Genomic DNA, 16,072 nt, shown 5'->3' with positions numbered 1-16,072 from the left:
CTTTTTCCAATTCCACAGAGCAGGGAGCTGAAGGAAAAGCGGTTAAACTTCGCACAACAGACACAAGAGGACAATGCAATGAAAGTGGTTAAATTGGCAACGGCGATAGCCCTGCAAAGTATTTTGGTTGCTTCTGTATGGGCTGCGTCGCATGGCGATCACATGGGACAGGGGCACGACCAGAATGCCGCAATGCAAAAAATGTCCGGCACGATTCAGAATATGCCCCTGGCAGATAACGTGGCGGTTAATAATTGTTGGCTGCGGTTATTGCCTGCTTCAGCACCGTCGGCCGGTTATTTTCTCTTGCAGAATAATCGTCCCGACAATATTGTGGTGGTAGGTGCCGCCGCTGACGCTTTTGACGATGTGATGGTTCACCAAACCAAGCAAGAGAATGGTTTGAGTCGAATGGCAATGGTCTCCGAGGTGGTTGTGCAAGCAGACCAAAAGCTGGAGTTCAAGCCGGGTGGGTACCACCTTATGCTGGAAAAGCCGAATCGACAGGTTCAGGTCGGTGATACGGTCGGCCTGTCACTTGTGCTGAAATCGGGCGAGAAAGTGGCGGCAAAGTGTGAAGTTAAGCCGGCTGCCACCGTATCACCCGCCGCTCACATGTCGCATTAGGCACCGGACTCTGCGTTTGATACCTCCTCCCAGAACGCCAGAGCTTGTTTATTGAACGCTTTCGGGTTGGCCAGGTTCATGCCATGGGTGGCCAGTGGAATTGTTGCGCGGCGCACGTCGGGCAGGAGTAGCTCCAGAATATCCAGAATGTGTTTATAGCGTGCAGGGCTCTCGGCGCCACCTAGTAGTAAGGTTGGGCATTTCAGTTTCGAGACGCGGTTTAAGTCGTATTCTTTGTCTGCTTCCAAAACCTGCGATATTATCGTGTCGGCGTTCTCGCGTACCATCGACTTAAACCATCCGGTGGTGCGTGCCCAGGTGTTCTCCCCGCTTACCGAGTCAATAAACAGCGCCAGCCCCCCCTCGACATCTCCTTGTTTAAGTCGGTCGGCTGCTTCTAGTTGAAAACCATGGCTGGGAGGAAGTGAGCTTGAATGAAAGCCGGGGTCAGCCAATATTAATGACCGCACCCGTTCCGGGGCCAGTTCTGCCAACTCCATTGCCACCAGAGCCCCCCGAGAGTGTCCCAATATGTGGATAGGGTGGGTTGGCGAGAGCGTTTCGATCAGTGCCCGCATGTCAAGTGCATGCTGTTGCACTGAGAAGTCAGGGTTGGGGTGGGCGCCCATTCCAGGCCAATAGCCGCGCAAACTAGGGGAAAGCGTGCACACCGACGATGCGAAAGCAGGTAACTGCCAACGCCAATAGCGGTAATCACATAATGAACCATGAATGAGTAAAACCTTTGGTTCGTCTTCTCCTGTTTTCAGGTAGTGATATGTGTCATTGTTAATTTGGCAGGTTTGTTCGGCAAAATTGGGTGCTAGGGTAGGCATGGAATTTTTTTTACAGCAGTTTGACGGCAGGGCCATCGATAAATATAAAAGGTTGGCCATGGCTGCAACGTTCCAGACGGGTTTGCACACCAAAAACGTCGGCTATTCGACTTGAATTCAATACTGACTCAGGTGTGCCGTAACTGTTTAGGCCGCCATTCTTCATAAGCAACGCAACGTTCGCGTTGCGTAACGCGAAATTGAGGTCGTGTGTCACAAAAATTGTGATGAGCTGCTGCCGTACGGTGAGGCTTTTCAGCAAATTCATTACTTGATAGGTATGTGCCATATCCAGCGCAGCAAAGGGTTCATCCAGCAGCAGGATACGGGGTTTTCGGCATAGTAGTTGGCCAAGCGCGAGTAACTGTTTTTGTCCGCCCGAGAGCTGGTCAGCGCGGGCATTGGCCAGCGACAATATGTTTAGTTCCTCAAGTATTGATTCCGCCTCTTCAAATGGCCTGCTTTTCGAAGCGGTATTGGAATTTGCCTGCGCTACCAAAAGCGCCTCCATAACCGTGAGATTGGGCCCCTCTGGCAGATATTGAGGCAAATATCCGAATAGAGGTTGAGGTAGATGCTTTTCATTTTGAGGTATTTGCCTGTCGGCGTAGGTCAGTGTCTTAATCTTGCACTGAACAAGGCCGGCCAAACTTTTTAACAAAGTCGATTTTCCACAGCCGTTCGGGCCCATCAGGGCGCACAATTGCCCGGTTTCTAAATCGGGCAGGTTAAGCTCCGACAAAACCGTTTTATCGTTCAAGTGCGTTGTAATGCCTGCAGCCCGAAAGGAGGAAGCCATAAATGAATGCATTCAGGATTGTTTACGCAAGACGATCCAGGCAAAAACAGGTACGCCTACAAAAGTTGTGACAATTCCCACAGGTAACAGTGTGTCTGTCACCAACATTTTTGACAAGCCGGAGGCGCTTATTAGAAGAAGAGCACCTGTTAAAGCACTGGTAGGCAGAAACCAGCGATGGTCTTCCCCTACCAACCTGCGGGCGATATGAGGAGCAACCAATCCAATGAAGCCGATCACCCCGGTGAGTGATACGGAAACTGCTGTCAGGATGCCAACGCGGAACAGGCTGCGCCTTCTTAATGCGTGGGTATCAACACCCAGAGTACGGGCCCGTTCGTCGCCGTAGCGCAAAGCGGTCAGTTGCCAGGCTTGGCGCATAGCCAGGAATAGAACCCCAAGCAGCCCAACGGATACCACAGCAACGCCGGTCATGTTGCTGCGCGCAAGGCTGCCCATCATCCAGAATATTAATAGTTGAAGCGACGATGCACTCACCAAGTATTGCATTAATGCTAACAAGGCATTGAAGCTGAATATCAATGCAATACCGAATAGAACAATATTATTTGCGTTTGCACCTTGTCGCGATGCAACGCGATCAAGCAGGGCGGTACATGCCAAGGCCACAGCCATGGCACTGCCTACAAGCCCGATCTCCGCAGGTAACCCGGGAATGGTTAAATTAAAGCTCAAGGCCAGTGCAGCACCTAAAGCCGCTGCCGAAGAGACGCCGAGTGTAAAAGGGCTGGCTAACGGGTTGTCGAGCACCGTCTGCATTTCCGCACCTGCAATACCCAGCGCGGCGCCAACTGTAAGCGCCATCAACGACTGTGGAACGCGTAGCTGCCAGATAACGGCGACGTCCAAACTATTCGACTGCGCCGGCCATAACAGTGTTTCGACAACATCTGAAATTCCAATATCGGCAGGACCGATCGTCAAATCGATAAGGATTGTCGCGACAATCAGGAAGATAAGAAACAGGAGTAGCCATAGCTTCCTAAGCTGTTGCCTCCGGTATGCGACAAGAACGCCGGAGGTTTTTTTTACAGACATTATTGCAGGAGCTTCAAGCGTTCCTGTGCGGTTTGCGCTGCATTACTTTGTGGGTATTTCTCAACAATGCGTTGCAGCGTGTCGCGTGCTCCCGACAAGTTGTTTTGCTCGATTTGCGCAGCCGCCACAATAAGCAATGCGTCGGGGGCCCGGGCGTGCTCGGGGTGGTTTTGCTCCATGGCTTGGAGCTCGGTGACCGCAGGGCCGAAACTTTTTGAGGCATACAGGCTACTGCCTCGGTAAAACCGCGCATCGGCATTCAATTGGCTGTTGGGATAATTATTGGCGAATGTACCAAAGCTTTCAGCGGCTTCCTTATATTGGCCTGCGCGAAAGAAATTCATCGCTTGATCGAATGCGGCCTGCTCTTGAGGATTGCTGACTTGAGGGGTGTCCTGATTCAAGCCCAAGCCTCTGCCGTTTTTAACATCGAGCTCAAATCGCATTCGCTCGATTTGGCCACGAAGATTCGCCACTTCCTGCTGCAAAGTTTCGATACGGTCGGCCAACTGCAGTCGGGCTTGCTGGTTTTGCTCGGTCATTTGCCGAATCTGTTCGCGAAGCTCCAGAATGGCGCGCCGGGCCTCGTCGTCGGCAAAGGCAGAAGCGGAGGTGGAAAAAAACAACAAACTGGTTGCGGCAGCGGTTGCCAGGAAGGTGCGCGATTTGATTAGGACATTCATATGGCCGTTACCTGTTCTTGAAAAAACGCCGTAGCGATTTCGCGCTACGGCGTGCGCTTTTTACGTGAAGCTGCTTACTAGCGCTGGTAATTGAAGTCTGCGCGACGGTTTTCCGCGTAGTCTGCTTCAGTGTTACCCATTGCGCGAGGACGCTCCTTCCCGAAACTGATTGTTTCAATTTGCTCGGCTCGAACACCCAGCAACTGCATCATTCTTGCAACAGCATCCGAGCGTCGCTGACCCAGCGCGAGGTTGTATTCTGACCCCCCGCGTGCATCGGCATGACCTTCAATACGCACTTTTTGCTGACCATTATTGGATAGGTAGGATGAGTGCATTTCAACAACGCTGCGGTATTGATCCGGTACAACGTAGCTATCGTACTCGAAATAAACCGACTTTTGCTGTGCCAAAGGGCTTTGCGGGTTGAAGGGGTCCATGATCTGGCCGGTCGATGCGCCGTCGCCTCCGGCACCAGAACCCGATCCGGTCTGATCCAGGGGGACGGAGCTGCAAGCTGCCAAAGAGGCGGCCAGGGCAGCGATACTGAGGCTTTTTGTAATGCGCGAGCTCATTTAAGTTCCTTTAAAGAGAAGAGTCACACTGAAAAAATTAGTTAGTAAACGGGCCCCAAGTGGGTTCTTGTACTTTGCCTTCAAGCGTGGAGAGTGTTTGCCGAACACGACCATCGGTGGAAACCACCGCCAGAACACTGCGACCATTTTGAACAGCGCTGTACAAAACTTGCATGCCGTTAGGTGCAAAGCTGGGAGACTGATCATCGGGTCCATCAGTAAGAATTTGTTCGGATCCCGTTGCCATGTTCTGCATTGCAATACGGTATGCCCCGTCTCTGCGTGTAACGTACACTAAATTGTTACTGTCAGGCGAGAGTGCCGGTGAGATGTTGTAACTTCCGTTAAAAGTTATTCTACGCGCATCCCCTCCGTTTACGGGAACTTGGTAGATTTGCGGGCTGCCGCTACGATCACTTGTAAATACAATAGAGTTGCCGTCAGGTGAGAAGTGCGGTTCGGTATCGATAAGCGGTGAACGCATCACCCGACGCAAATTCGAACCGTCATTGTCAATGACATAAATTTGGGAAATACCATCACGAGACAACGCTACGGCCATTTTGTCTCCGTTGGGCGACCATGCCGGAGCGCTGTTATTGCCTTTAAAGTTTGCAATGGGTACGCGCTGGCCCGTAGCCAATGTTTGTACGTACACAACCGGTTTGCCAAGCTCAAAACTAACGTAAGCCAGTTTTTTGCCGTCGGGCGACCATGCCGGAGAAATGATTGAGTGCTTGGAACGTAACATGACTTGAGGATTTTGCCCGTCGGCGTCGGCAATCTGAAGCTCATAGACATCGCCACGCTTCACAACATAAGCCAGACGTGTTGAGAATACCCCACGAATGCCTGTGATTTTTTCGTAAATGCGGTCTGCGATTTGGTGTGCAATGCGTCGAAGCTCTTTTTCGGAACCGGCGAACGCAACACCGTCGAGTTCGGTTTTACGAACCGTATCGGTTAAGCGATACGTAACGGTGTATTGACCGGCAGCCTGGGATACTGAACCGTAGGCAATATAGTCAGCACCGCGACTGCGCCAATCGTCGTGGGAAACCGGTGTCTCGGCGGTAAGCGCAGCGCCAGTCGCATTAACGAGTTTGAACTGCCCTGATCGGGTGAGGTCGGCACGGATAACCTCGGCGATCGTGCGCCCTGCAGGGTCCCCCTGCATGTCGGCAATCGCAATTGGGTATTGTGTTGCTCCCACGCCAGAGATATCGACTCTTAGTTGGGCGGTTGCGGTTGTGCCGAGCGTCAGATTGGCCGCAGCCGCAATCAGAGCAACCTGGCTTAAACGCCTGAGGTTTCGGACAACATTTTTGGCGAACGTGACGATAGTCATCTCGGCAATCTCCTGTTGGTCATACTATTGATCATACATATAGTAATCCCCGTCGATATAGGCAGGATATCTGCCGGAAGGGGGTTTTGGGAAGGGGTCGCAAGCCCGAATTCCGTTTTCGACTGCACGATCGAAAGCCGGAATGCCGGACGAACGGCTAATTTCAACACTGCGCACGCGTCCTTCAGGGCTTAGCGTCGCGCGGAACTGGACCCGCGGGTTAGGCCCCGAACGAGGCGGGATGGGGTAGACCACCCTAGGTTGAACACATGCACGGATTTGTGCGGCGTAACCACTATCGGTTCCGCCACCACCACGTTGGTTGCGATCTGCTGTGCCGCCCTGAATGCCGGCGGCACCCAAAGCATCACCTCGCATGGCCTGTTTAATCGCTTCGCGGCGCTTCGCTTCTTCACGTGCTTTTCGTTCTGCTTCAGCTTTGGCTTTACGCTCAGCTTCTTCACGGGCTTTTCGTTCAGCCTCAGCTTTGGCTTTGCGTTCAGCCTCTGCCTTGGCTTTACGTTCGGCTTCTTCGCGGGCTTTCCGCTCAGCCTCTGCTTTGGCCTGACGTTCAGCTTCTTCTTTGGCTTTGCGCTCAGCTTCTTCTTTGGCTTTGCGCTCAGCTTCTTCGCGGGCTTTTCGCTCAGCCTCAGCTTTGGCTTGACGTTCGGCTTCTTCGCGGGCTCTGCGTTCAGCTTCTTCTTTGGCTTGACGCTCAGCTTCTTCGCGAGCTTTGCGTTCAGCTTCTTCTTTAGCCTGACGCTCAGCTTCCTCACGAGCTCTGCGTTCAGCCTCTTCACGTTCTTTACGTGCTTTTTCAAGCGCAATGTCGGGGTCGGCGTCTACCGTTGGTTCGGGCGTTGGTTCCGGTTCAGGTTGAGGCTGCGGTTTGGGCTCCGGCGTAGGCTCGGGTTTCGGCTGTGGCGCAGGCTCAGGCTCAGGCTCAGGCTCAGGCTCAGGCGCGGGTTCAGGTTCAGGTTCAGGTTCAGGTTCAGGTTCAAGATCAGATTGAGGCGTCTGTTCGGTCGTCGGCGCTGTTTCGGGGGTGGTTCCATCCATCCACAGCTCGACCTGCACGGGGGCGGGCGTTTTGGGTGCAGAAGTGAGAACACCCAGCATCAAAACGCCGGCTACCGCCAAATGCGCCAAAACGGCATAAAGAAAACCTTTGCGCTCGTCTTGCTGTTCAAGCGTGGCGGGGTGTTTTCCGTGTGAGACCGACCCAAAACGTTTCATATGGCTGCGGCAATAACCTAGTTCTGTTCCGCCGGAGGCGTGGATGGTTGGCTTAAGGGAGCATTGTCGGTAACTTCTGATGCACCTTGATCGACCAATAGGCCCAGGCGCGTAACCCCGTTACTGCGCAGTTGATCCATTACTGCCATGACCTGTTCATATGGAACCTTGCCGTCGGCGGCAATAACAACCGGGGTTTCATTTGTAATACGTGTCCTGACCGCATCGACTAATCCATCTTGGGGAATATCCTCGAATTCGCTGCCCGCCGACCGGCTTCGTATTGCCAAACTGCCATCTTCCTGGATTTGCACTTCGACGGGCTCTACCGGCACGTCGGAGGCGCGCCCTACGGTGGGCAGCTCGATCAGCCCCGGCGTAATCATGGGCGCGGTTACCATGAAGATAACCAACAATACCAGCATGACGTCGATGTAGGGCACGACGTTGATTTCGTTCTTGAGCCGCCGGCTTGGTCGGGATAAGTGACTACGTGAAGACGCCATTAGCGAACCTGTCGTTGCAGAATGTTCAGAAACTCATCAATGAAGCTGTCAAAACGCATTGAAAGGCGATCGATTTCGTTGGTGTATCGGTTATAAGCGACGACGGCCGGGATGGCCGCAAACAAACCAATGGCAGTGGCGATCAGCGCTTCGGCAATCCCCGGAGCCACCGCAGCCAACGTGGCCTGTTGCATGGCCGATAGCCCCAGGAAGGCGTGCATAATGCCCCACACTGTCCCTAACAGGCCAATGTATGGGCTCACGGAACCCGCTGACGCCAGAAAGTTCAAGTGCGATTCGAGGCTATCCATTTCTCGCTGATAGCTCGCCCGCATTGCGCGTCGGGGACCGTCCAATAAGGCTTCTGCATTTCCGTTTACCCGCCGGGCTTTGATGAACTCCGTCATGCCTGCGTCGAAAATTCGGGCCAGGGCGCCGTAGTCGCCGGGACTCGATGAGACCGATTTTTGCAAGGCTGCCAGATCACCACCCGCCCAGAAGTCATCTTCGAACAAGCGTGTTTGTTCATGTGCTCGCTTCAAAGTGGCACGCTTACTGAAAATATATGTCCAGGACAGAACGGAAATGCCAATAAGTATCAGCATGACGAGCTGAACGGGGATACTGGCATCAAGAATAAGGGTTATCAACGACAAGTCGCTGGTAGGCTGCATGATTAATCCTGAAGCTGGTTCAAAAGGGTTTTGAGATGGTTGGGCAAAGCTATCGGCCGCAAACTTCGAGCGTCGACGCAACAAATTTGGATATTACTTTCGCATAAAGGTTCACCATTAAGTTCCGCAACCTGATGAAAATCGATTGAGGCTTTGCCCACGCGTGTCACCTTACTGTGAATAGACAGAAGGTCATCGAGACGGGCGGGCTTCCTGTAGCGGATGTCCAGCCCTTTCACGACGAAAATCCGGTTTTCTTTCGTTGCCAGCTCGGTTTGATTTACGCCCAGCTGACGTAACCACTCGGTTCTTCCACGCTCGAAAAATTTCAAGTAGTTTGCGTAGAAAACAACTCCGCCGGCGTCAGTGTCTTCGTAATACACGCGAATTGGCAACGTAGAATACACGGTGATCCTGTCATTTGGAACGGGACAGCAATTGTAACTGTTCCAGAACGTAAGTCGTGCCATTTTCGACCGGTACTTTGTGGGTCTGGCCTTCGGCTCGAATTTGACACTCAATGAGGCCTTCGTTTAATCCTCTGTCGCCAATCGTGACGCGCAATGGCACTCCAATCAGCTCCCAGTCGGCAAACATTACGCCAGGGCGAATGTCGCGGTCATCAAGAATGGCGTCGACGCCTTGGTTCTTTAAGTCTTGATACAGTTTTTCGCAGGCTTGGCGGACCGTTTCGCTTTTATGCCAGCCCATTGGGCAGATCACGACCTCGAATGGAGCGATAGCGCGCGGCCAAATGATGCCTTTTTCATCATGGTTTTGTTCGATTGCCGCAGCAGAAATGCGACTGACGCCAATCCCATAGCAACCCATTTGCATCACTGCCGGCTTGCCGTCGGTGTCAAGGAACGTGGCTTGCAGCGCTTTGGAGTATTTGTCACCCAGAAAGAAAATGTGCCCAACTTCAATCCCCCGTTGTATCGAGAGGGTCCCCCCACGCGGGTCGGGATCGCCCACAACGACATTACGGATATCTGCAACCTCAGGTTCCGGCAGGTCGCGTGCCCAGTTAACGCCGCTCAAGTGGAACCCGTCTTCATTGGCCCCGCAGATGAAATTGCTCATGTTGGCAACCGTGTGGTCGGCGATGATGGTGACGGGGGCTTTCGGATTAACCGGGCCGATATATCCCGGCGAACACCCAAAAGCGGCTTTTATTTCGTCGTCGGTGGCCATGCGGAACCCCCTCTCGAACCCTTCAAGTTTGCCGACTTTTATTTCATTAAGCTCATGGTCACCGCGAATCATCAGCAGGTAAATTGCGGCGCTTTCATCTTCGTTGGCCGGCTCGGCGGTAACGACAATCGACTTTACGGTATCTGTAAGTGGACGCTGAAGGTGCTCGGCTACCATTGCGCATTTAGGCATCTCGGGTGTGGCTACCTTCTGCATGCTGGCATCTGCGTTGCCTCTTTGATTGATCAGGCAAGGCGCCTCCGCCAGTTCAATGTTGGCCGCGTATTGTGAGTCGGGGTTGTAAACGATCAAGTCTTCGCCTGTATCTGCGATTACCTGAAACTCATGGCTGCGCGACCCGCCAATTGATCCGGTATCCGCCGCGACAGCGCGAAAGGTCAGGCCCAGGCGTGTGAATATATTCATGTAAGCGTCATACATTCTGTCGTAGCTGGCCTGAGCGTCTTCCTCATTTCGGTCGAAAGAATAGGCGTCTTTCATGGTGAATTCGCGCCCACGCATCAGCCCAAACCGCGGCCGGCGCTCGTCCCGGAATTTTGTTTGAATATGATAAAAATTCACAGGGAGCTGACGCCAGCTTTGGATTTCGTTGCGGGCGATATCGGTAATCACCTCTTCAGACGTTGGCTGCAAGACAAAATCACGTTGATGGCGGTCTTTTATTCTTAAAAGTTCGGGTCCGTACTCGGTCCATCGCCCCGATTCTTCCCAGAGCTCCGCAGGCTGAACAATCGGCATGAGCAACTCGATGGCGCCCGCGCGATCCATCTCTTCGCGCACAATATTTTCTATTTTTTTCAACACTCTGAGGCCAAGCGGCATATACGTGTAAATGCCGCCCGCGATCTTGCGAATCATGCCTGCCCGGGTCATGAGTTGATGGCTGGTGACCTCCGCTTCAGCAGGGGCTTCTTTGAGGGTATTGATGTGATACTGGGATGCACGCATGGTAGGGTTCTCGACAGATACGTATAATCGGACGTAATTGTATTAAATTCGAAGGGGTGGCCTATGTTGGATCGCGAAGGCTACCGCCCTAATGTTGGCATTATCCTCGTTAATCAAAAAAACGAGGTGTTCTGGGGTAAACGCATTCGGGAACATTCATGGCAGTTTCCGCAAGGTGGTATCAAGTACGGCGAGAGTCCGGTGCAGGCTATGTACCGGGAGCTGCGCGAAGAGGTGGGTTTACTACCGGAACATGTCCGCATTTTGGGGCGAACGCGTAATTGGTTGCGATATAACGTGCCGGAAGATTTCATCCGGCGTGATTCGCGGGGTATATACAAGGGGCAAAAGCAGATTTGGTTCCTTTTAAGGTTGGTTGGACGAGATTCCGATGTTAGCTTGCGTGCCACCCGGCATCCCGAGTTCGATGCCTGGCGCTGGAGTCATTATTGGGTCCCGCTTGATGCCGTGATCGAATTCAAGCGCGAAGTGTATACCCAAGCCTTGAATGAGTTGGCAACTATTTTGTTCCGGCGCAGTCAGGATACTCGTTACTTGCGGGCGCGGGGCCAGGGAACCAAAACTGTACAACGTAAAACAGTTCTGGTGTCTGGCGCTCGCGTAACGACACCGCAATAGTTTAAGGTAGAGATGGTGGGCGGGCAGGTCAAGGTTGTTCGTCCACCGAATCTTATTTCTGCAAACGGGTGATTAAACTCGAGGTATCCCAACGGCCACCACCCATGCGCTGGACATCGGCGTAGAACTGGTCGACCAGAGCGGTTACCGGAACGCTGCTCCCGTTATTTTTTGCTTCGTCCAAGACCAGGCCGAGGTCTTTGCGCATCCAGTCTACTGCAAAACCGAAGTCGAACTTGTTGTCGATCATGGTGGTGCCGCGATGGTCTAGTTGCCAGCTTTGTGCGGCGCCTTGGCCGATGACAGTCAGTGCTTTATGCATATCGAGCCCTGCCGTTTTACCAAATGCGACGGCTTCGGAAAGGCCTTGCAACAGGCCGGCAATGCAGATTTGGTTCACCATTTTGCATAATTGGCCTGAACCGGGCGCGCCCATGAGTGTTATTGCCCGGGCGTAGTTCTCAATGATTGGCTTAGCCAGGTCGAATGTTTCGGGTTGCGCGCCGCACATAACTGTTAATGCACCGTTTACGGCTCCCGCCTGGCCTCCGGAAACGGGTGCATCAACAAAATCCAAGCCTAGATTTCCGGCGGCTGCGTAAAGTTCCCGTGCAACGTCTGCAGACGCCGTTGTGTGGTCAATGAAAATGGCATTTTTTCTCATACCTGCGAATGCGCCGTCATTTCCCAGCACAACACTGCGCAAATCGTCATCATTTCCAACGCAGGCGATGACAAAGTCGGCGTTAGTTGCCGCCTCTCTGGGCGTTTTCGCATGATCACCCTGAAATTCGGCGCACCACGCTGTTGCCTTTGCTGTAGTCCGGTTGTACACGGTCACAGTGTGACCGGCGCGGCTGAGATGGCCGGCCATTGGGTAGCCCATTACGCCTAACCCAAGAAAAGCCAGTTTCACTGGTGAGCCGGATGGATATTGGCGCTCGCCAATCGAGGTGGACATAGTGGTCTCCTTCTTTGCGGTGGGAATCGGAAATTCGGTTATTCTAACGACTTCGCAATTCATGCCGCCGATGGCTTTCGCGTTCGCGAGCCTTGGTTTACGATATCGCTCATGTTGCAAGACTTAGACTTTCTCGCCGCCCGTATCGGGCAACTCGTTGAACTGACAAAGCAATTGCAGTCGGAGCAGGCTGCGCTCGGTGGTCGGGCTGAACAGGCCGAACGAGAGCGAGACCAACTACAAGCGCAATTGGCTCGCCAGGAAAGTGAGTTCAAGGATGTCGCCGCGCAGGCGCAGCGTCACGAGGCTGAAATGGCGCAAATCCGCACCGCAGCACAAAATGAGCTCAACGCGCTGCGCACGCAATTACAATCGGAGAGTGCCGACCAACTGCGAGAGGCTCGCGCAGTGCAAGCCCGTCTTGAGTCGGAGCTGAACCAACAGCAAGTTGCTTACAAACAAGTTTTGCAAGAGCTTGAACAAAGTCGTGCTGAAGCGGGCCGTTTGCGTCATGCCGCCGGCGATGCGAGGCAGCGCATTGATGCGCTGCTTGAGCGTTTGCCTGGTGCACCGCAGGAGTAAACAAACATATGGAACGAGTCGATATATCAATCTTGGGGCGTGAATACTCGTTGGCTTGCGAGCCTGCGGAAAAACAAGCTTTGCTCGACGCCGTCAAATTTGTCGATCAGCGCATGTTGGCAGTAAAAAGCTCTGGTAAAATTTCGAGCAACGAGCGTATTGCCGTAATGGCTTCAATTCAAATTGCGGCCGAAATGCTGTCAATGCGTGCGCCCGATGGTCCATTGGGTAGCGTTGCAGTGGGTGACTTCAAGCGTAAACTTGATGAAATGCATGGCCAACTGAATTTGGTTTTGCCCGAGGCAAAGCCGGAATGAATTTTCGGTCCTGCGATATTTACAAACCGTTTCTTTGTTTGTTTGGGTTTGTACGTTATTGTGGGTCCAACGGTTAGTCCCTGCGGTGTTCGTGACTTGACCTATATTTCTTGAACCAATGCTATGGCATTAGGTTGCTCGATTGACAAGTGGGCGTGAACGCCTTAATTGGTGATCCCGAAGCTTGACTGAAGGCGACCACCTTGAACTTACGGTTCCAGGATGCCGGTCTAGACGGCACATGCGGGGCATTTATTGAAAGCCCGTCTTGTTTAAGACGGGCTTTTTGCTTGTTAGGAGGTGTCTTATGATCTCGTCAGGTAAGAGTATTTGCGTCCGCGCGAAGTTGGCAGGATGCGTTTTCAGTGTTTTTGTTGGTTTGGCCGTGGCGCCTGTTGCGGTCATGGCGGCATCTCACGGTACCGGCCCAATGGGGCATCCGGAGTCATCAGGCGGGCATCACGGTGCGCAATATGGGCACCATGCCAAAACGATGGGCGGCCCGCGTTTGCCTCAAGCCAGTTTGCAGGCAGCGGCATCCAGTCAAGTTGCTCAAGATACAGTCACGGTAACGCTGTCGGCACAACTGAACGACGTCAGTCAGCAAGTTGTCAACGCGCAATTAAGCAAGGCACTTGATACGGCTGTGGCGAGCGCTAAAAAACAAGATGCCGTGAAGGTTTACTCAGGTAACTTCCGTGTCTGGCCTTTTACCGATGAGGACGGCAAGGTAACGCGTTGGCAGGGCCGGGCCGAGCTTATTCTTGAGTCTAAAGATTTCCCTGCCGCCTCGGAGTTGGCGGCAAGCCTGGGCGATCAACTTTCCATCACTAATATTGCTTTTTCCGTTTCCCCGGAAAGTCGTGCCAAAGCCGAAGAGGCCTTGCTCGAAGAGGCAGCTGCGGCGTTCAGGAAGCGTGCTGATGCCTTTGCAGTGGCGTTTGGGTTTCAAAGCTATAGCATCAAGGAGTTGAATCTGGGTGGCGCCGGGGTTGAATATGCCCCCGCGCCGCGAATGATGGCTATGGCTGCTGATAAGGCGTCGGTTCCTCTAGAGGGCAATACAGAAACGGTTACTGTTTCCGTGCAGGGAACGATTTATCTGCAGCGCGAAAATAAATAATCAAACCGATTGCGACCATGGGCAACGATAAAAGTTGTCCCATGGTTAGTGCACCAAGCACCGGGCCCAAAAACGCATCGGGTTCGCGTGTATATTCAACAAGAAAGCGGAAAATCCCGTAACCCATCAGGAACACGGCGCTAACTTGTCCGGTGGGTCTGGGAACGCGGGCAAACCACCAAACTATCAAGAAAAGCAGAATGCCCTCCAGGCCCATTTCGTATAGCTGGGAAGGGTGGCGTGCGATATTGTCTTGCAGCTGTGGGAAAACCATGGCCCAGGGTAAATCGCTTGGGCGTCCCCAGAGCTCGCCATTAATGAAGTTTCCCAACCTGCCGGCAGCTAATCCTAAGGGAATCATGGGGGCAATAAAATCACCCAGTTCCAGCAGTGTTTTATTTTTGCTGCGGGCTAGTAGAAAAAGCATGACGACGACGCCCACTAGCCCACCATGGAATGACATTCCGCCTTCCCATAAATAAAAAATTTCCTGTGGATTCGATAGGTAATAAGCCGGCTTATAAAACAGCACGTAACCAAGGCGTCCTCCTGCTATAACGCCAATCACGCCGTAGAAAATAATGTCTTCAAGGTCTTTCAGGCTGAGATCAGTTTTGCCATGGTTGATTCTCCATCTGCCCGCAAGCCATACCAGGCCGAAAGCAATCAGGTACATTAAGCCGTACCAATGGATGGCAATGGGGCCAAGTTGAACTGCGATGGGGTCGAATTGCGGGTGAACAAGCATAAGGATCCTGATTTATGATCGATTTAAGGTTTGTTGAATAATACCTCGAACCTTATTTGCCGTTTCTGTTGATGGGAGCGCATTGCATTTGCCGGGCCACATAAAGTGGAAAGCAGTAAACATAATCGTTTTTCAGGGTATATCGTTGGTTGAATAGTTATGAAAAGGTTGACGACTAAAGTTGGATTGTGGTTTGGGCTTACCCTGGGTCTGGGTTTTATTTCTCCCAGTGGTGCTTCAGGCGTAGCGAACGAGGTGTCGGCCGGCCCGGGCATGGTTGAAACGTTTAAATGCGTTGCTTGTCATCGCGTAGACGACAAGCAGGGTCGCAAACGCCTGGGCCCCGATTTCAATGTTATTGCTGAGCGTTATGCAGGGGAAGGTGGAGATGCGGTTGTTGATTATCTGGCGACACGTATTCGTCAAGGTGCGCGGGGTAGTTGGGGGGCGGTGCCGATGCCCGCGCAATCTCATGTAAGCGACGCCGAAGCACAGGCTCTGGCGGAGTGGATTCTTTCTTTAGTGGCCGTGGAGCCGCTCGTTGAAAAGTGAGGGATATGGTGAACAGTACGCAAATGGAATCAGTTGACGTCTTGACTGAAGGAACGGAAGAGGCGGTTCTGGGTGGGGGGTGTTTTTGGTGCACCGAATCGGTGCTTTCAGCGCTGCGAGGCGTGAAAAGTGTTACGCCAGGCTATGCAGGCGGAGACCTTCCTAATCCGACTTATGAGGCGGTATGCGAAAAAAATACAGGTCATATCGAGGTTGTTCGGGTTGTGTTCGATCCTGCTGAAATTAGCTATGAAACACTTTTGACGGTTTTTTTTGCCACCCACGATCCCACAACCGTGAACCGCCAGGGAAATGATGTGGGTCCGCAATACGCTTCGGTGATCTTTTATCATTCTGATGAACAGGAAAGGATAGCTGGGCGTGTCATGCGGGAGGTGGAAAATGAGCTAGGGCAGGCCGTAGTCACCCAGTTGCGACCCAAAGCCACATTCTGGCCGGCGGAGGAAGTGCATCATGATTACTATGCTCGTAATCCTATGCAAGGCTATTGCGTTTTTGTTATTTCGCCCAAGTTATCGAAATTGCGTTCCCATTTCGGCAATCTGCTTGCAACTAAATGACAGTCATGCTACAGTTCGGTTCCCTTTGGAAACGGCCTCGGGATAACCCTTAATTTAGGGGTG

General features: G+C 52.7%; 20 protein-coding genes and 1 other RNA gene. 8 read left to right on the top strand and 13 right to left on the bottom strand.

The features are described 5' to 3' along the window. Window positions 1–78 precede the first annotated feature (78 nt). The gene (locus CJO09_RS15145; protein ID WP_158582765.1) at window positions 79–627 is read left to right on the top strand and encodes a copper chaperone PCu(A)C; all 549 of its coding nucleotides are present in this window, start codon (window positions 79–81) and stop codon (window positions 625–627) included. On the opposite strand, the gene CJO09_RS15140 is transcribed toward CJO09_RS15145, so the two are convergent. From CJO09_RS15140 to CJO09_RS15090, 11 genes are all read right to left on the bottom strand, one after another. Beyond that, complete coding sequence (locus CJO09_RS15140) at window positions 624–1,463, bottom strand: alpha/beta fold hydrolase (protein ID WP_119443122.1); 840 nt, start codon at window positions 1,461–1,463, stop codon at window positions 624–626. The two genes, CJO09_RS15145 and CJO09_RS15140, sit on opposite strands and share 4 nt — an antisense overlap. Window positions 1,464–1,473: 10 nt before the next feature. Next, window positions 1,474–2,262, bottom strand: a complete 789-nt coding sequence (locus CJO09_RS15135) for an ABC transporter ATP-binding protein (protein WP_281270776.1) — start codon at window positions 2,260–2,262, stop codon at window positions 1,474–1,476. Window positions 2,263–2,274: 12 nt separating this feature from the next. Further along, entirely contained in the window at window positions 2,275–3,321 is a 1,047-nt protein-coding gene (locus CJO09_RS15130) for a FecCD family ABC transporter permease (RefSeq protein WP_119443105.1), read from the bottom strand. After that, on the bottom strand, window positions 3,321–4,004 hold the full coding sequence (gene ybgF / locus CJO09_RS15125) for a tol-pal system protein YbgF (protein ID WP_119443104.1): 684 nt from the start codon (window positions 4,002–4,004) through the stop codon (window positions 3,321–3,323). The genes CJO09_RS15130 and ybgF overlap by 1 nt, the downstream gene beginning before the upstream one ends. A gap of 77 nt (window positions 4,005–4,081) precedes the next feature. After that, window positions 4,082–4,579: a peptidoglycan-associated lipoprotein Pal gene (gene pal / locus CJO09_RS15120; protein ID WP_119443103.1), complete on the bottom strand. Its 498-nt coding sequence runs from the start codon at window positions 4,577–4,579 to the stop codon at window positions 4,082–4,084. Window positions 4,580–4,616: 37 nt separating this feature from the next. Then, window positions 4,617–5,927 (bottom strand): Tol-Pal system beta propeller repeat protein TolB, encoded by a 1,311-nt coding sequence (tolB, locus tag CJO09_RS15115; RefSeq protein WP_119443102.1) that lies wholly within the window; start codon window positions 5,925–5,927, stop codon window positions 4,617–4,619. Window positions 5,928–5,951: 24 nt separating this feature from the next. After that, complete coding sequence (gene tolA / locus CJO09_RS15110; RefSeq protein ID WP_119443101.1) at window positions 5,952–7,163, bottom strand: cell envelope integrity protein TolA; 1,212 nt, start codon at window positions 7,161–7,163, stop codon at window positions 5,952–5,954. A 17-nt stretch (window positions 7,164–7,180) separates the two neighbouring features. After that, window positions 7,181–7,669: a protein TolR gene (tolR, locus tag CJO09_RS15105; RefSeq protein WP_119443100.1), complete on the bottom strand. Its 489-nt coding sequence runs from the start codon at window positions 7,667–7,669 to the stop codon at window positions 7,181–7,183. Continuing rightward, on the bottom strand, window positions 7,669–8,343 hold the full coding sequence (gene tolQ, locus CJO09_RS15100; protein WP_119443099.1) for a protein TolQ: 675 nt from the start codon (window positions 8,341–8,343) through the stop codon (window positions 7,669–7,671). The genes tolR and tolQ overlap by 1 nt, the downstream gene beginning before the upstream one ends. 2 nt (window positions 8,344–8,345) lie before the next feature. After that, a complete protein-coding gene (gene ybgC / locus CJO09_RS15095) occupies window positions 8,346–8,750 on the bottom strand; it encodes a tol-pal system-associated acyl-CoA thioesterase (protein ID WP_245961358.1) in 405 nt (134 codons plus the stop codon). 10 nt (window positions 8,751–8,760) lie between these two features. After that, window positions 8,761–10,506, bottom strand: coding sequence for a proline--tRNA ligase (locus tag CJO09_RS15090; RefSeq protein ID WP_119443097.1), 1,746 nt, complete (start codon window positions 10,504–10,506; stop codon window positions 8,761–8,763). Between the two features lie 63 nt (window positions 10,507–10,569). On the opposite strand from CJO09_RS15090, the gene CJO09_RS15085 reads away from it, so the two are divergent. Beyond that, on the top strand, window positions 10,570–11,145 hold the full coding sequence (locus CJO09_RS15085) for an RNA pyrophosphohydrolase (protein ID WP_179950548.1): 576 nt from the start codon (window positions 10,570–10,572) through the stop codon (window positions 11,143–11,145). A 52-nt stretch (window positions 11,146–11,197) separates the two neighbouring features. Here the strand turns inward: CJO09_RS15085 and CJO09_RS15080 are convergent, their stop codons facing one another. Beyond that, window positions 11,198–12,106: an NAD(P)-dependent oxidoreductase gene (locus CJO09_RS15080; protein ID WP_119443096.1), complete on the bottom strand. Its 909-nt coding sequence runs from the start codon at window positions 12,104–12,106 to the stop codon at window positions 11,198–11,200. A 111-nt stretch (window positions 12,107–12,217) separates the two neighbouring features. Here CJO09_RS15080 and CJO09_RS15075 point away from each other — a divergent pair, with 111 nt between their 5' ends. From CJO09_RS15075 to CJO09_RS15060, 4 genes are all read left to right on the top strand, one after another. Continuing rightward, window positions 12,218–12,688 (top strand): hypothetical protein, encoded by a 471-nt coding sequence (locus CJO09_RS15075; RefSeq protein WP_119443095.1) that lies wholly within the window; start codon window positions 12,218–12,220, stop codon window positions 12,686–12,688. 8 nt (window positions 12,689–12,696) lie between these two features. Further along, complete coding sequence (locus tag CJO09_RS15070) at window positions 12,697–13,005, top strand: cell division protein ZapA (RefSeq protein WP_114421949.1); 309 nt, start codon at window positions 12,697–12,699, stop codon at window positions 13,003–13,005. 74 nt (window positions 13,006–13,079) lie between these two features. Next, a non-coding RNA gene (gene ssrS, locus CJO09_RS15065) (6S RNA) lies at window positions 13,080–13,259 on the top strand. Between the two features lie 53 nt (window positions 13,260–13,312). Beyond that, entirely contained in the window at window positions 13,313–14,128 is an 816-nt protein-coding gene (locus tag CJO09_RS15060) for an SIMPL domain-containing protein (RefSeq protein WP_119443094.1), read from the top strand. Here the strand turns inward: CJO09_RS15060 and lgt are convergent. After that, window positions 14,079–14,876: a prolipoprotein diacylglyceryl transferase gene (gene lgt, locus CJO09_RS15055; protein WP_119443093.1), complete on the bottom strand. Its 798-nt coding sequence runs from the start codon at window positions 14,874–14,876 to the stop codon at window positions 14,079–14,081. The two genes, CJO09_RS15060 and lgt, sit on opposite strands and share 50 nt — an antisense overlap. Window positions 14,877–15,149: 273 nt before the next feature. Here lgt and CJO09_RS15050 point away from each other — a divergent pair, with 273 nt between their 5' ends. After that, window positions 15,150–15,428, top strand: a complete 279-nt coding sequence (locus CJO09_RS15050) for a c-type cytochrome (RefSeq protein ID WP_119443121.1) — start codon at window positions 15,150–15,152, stop codon at window positions 15,426–15,428. A 23-nt stretch (window positions 15,429–15,451) separates the two neighbouring features. After that, on the top strand, window positions 15,452–16,009 hold the full coding sequence (gene msrA / locus CJO09_RS15045) for a peptide-methionine (S)-S-oxide reductase MsrA (RefSeq protein WP_119443120.1): 558 nt from the start codon (window positions 15,452–15,454) through the stop codon (window positions 16,007–16,009). Window positions 16,010–16,072: the final 63 nt, after the last annotated feature.

It is taken from the genome of Neopusillimonas maritima, from assembly GCF_003576595.1.
GTDB classification, from domain to species: Bacteria; Pseudomonadota; Gammaproteobacteria; order Burkholderiales; family Burkholderiaceae_B; genus Neopusillimonas; species Neopusillimonas maritima.
This window is presented reverse-complemented; position numbering and strand designations above follow the sequence as displayed.

Bases quoted from the DNA above. Each gene is read 5' to 3' on its own strand.
- CJO09_RS15145 (WP_158582765.1), top strand. From the start codon at position 79: ATGAAAGTGGTTAAATTGGCAACGGCGATAGCCCTGCAAAGTATTTTG.
- CJO09_RS15140 (WP_119443122.1), bottom strand. From the start codon at position 1,463: ATGCCTACCCTAGCACCCAATTTTGCCGAACAAACCTGCCAAATTAAC.
- CJO09_RS15135 (WP_281270776.1), bottom strand. From the start codon at position 2,262: ATGGCTTCCTCCTTTCGGGCTGCAGGCATTACAACGCACTTGAACGAT.
- CJO09_RS15130 (WP_119443105.1), bottom strand. From the start codon at position 3,321: ATGTCTGTAAAAAAAACCTCCGGCGTTCTTGTCGCATACCGGAGGCAA.
- ybgF (WP_119443104.1), bottom strand. From the start codon at position 4,004: ATGAATGTCCTAATCAAATCGCGCACCTTCCTGGCAACCGCTGCCGCA.
- pal (WP_119443103.1), bottom strand. From the start codon at position 4,579: ATGAGCTCGCGCATTACAAAAAGCCTCAGTATCGCTGCCCTGGCCGCC.
- tolB (WP_119443102.1), bottom strand. From the start codon at position 5,927: ATGACTATCGTCACGTTCGCCAAAAATGTTGTCCGAAACCTCAGGCGT.
- tolA (WP_119443101.1), bottom strand. From the start codon at position 7,163: ATGAAACGTTTTGGGTCGGTCTCACACGGAAAACACCCCGCCACGCTT.
- tolR (WP_119443100.1), bottom strand. From the start codon at position 7,669: ATGGCGTCTTCACGTAGTCACTTATCCCGACCAAGCCGGCGGCTCAAG.
- tolQ (WP_119443099.1), bottom strand. From the start codon at position 8,343: ATGCAGCCTACCAGCGACTTGTCGTTGATAACCCTTATTCTTGATGCC.
- CJO09_RS15090 (WP_119443097.1), bottom strand. From the start codon at position 10,506: ATGCGTGCATCCCAGTATCACATCAATACCCTCAAAGAAGCCCCTGCT.
- CJO09_RS15085 (WP_179950548.1), top strand. From the start codon at position 10,570: ATGTTGGATCGCGAAGGCTACCGCCCTAATGTTGGCATTATCCTCGTT.
- CJO09_RS15080 (WP_119443096.1), bottom strand. From the start codon at position 12,106: ATGTCCACCTCGATTGGCGAGCGCCAATATCCATCCGGCTCACCAGTG.
- CJO09_RS15075 (WP_119443095.1), top strand. From the start codon at position 12,218: ATGTTGCAAGACTTAGACTTTCTCGCCGCCCGTATCGGGCAACTCGTT.
- CJO09_RS15070 (WP_114421949.1), top strand. From the start codon at position 12,697: ATGGAACGAGTCGATATATCAATCTTGGGGCGTGAATACTCGTTGGCT.
- CJO09_RS15060 (WP_119443094.1), top strand. From the start codon at position 13,313: ATGATCTCGTCAGGTAAGAGTATTTGCGTCCGCGCGAAGTTGGCAGGA.
- lgt (WP_119443093.1), bottom strand. From the start codon at position 14,876: ATGCTTGTTCACCCGCAATTCGACCCCATCGCAGTTCAACTTGGCCCC.
- CJO09_RS15050 (WP_119443121.1), top strand. From the start codon at position 15,150: ATGGTTGAAACGTTTAAATGCGTTGCTTGTCATCGCGTAGACGACAAG.
- msrA (WP_119443120.1), top strand. From the start codon at position 15,452: ATGGAATCAGTTGACGTCTTGACTGAAGGAACGGAAGAGGCGGTTCTG.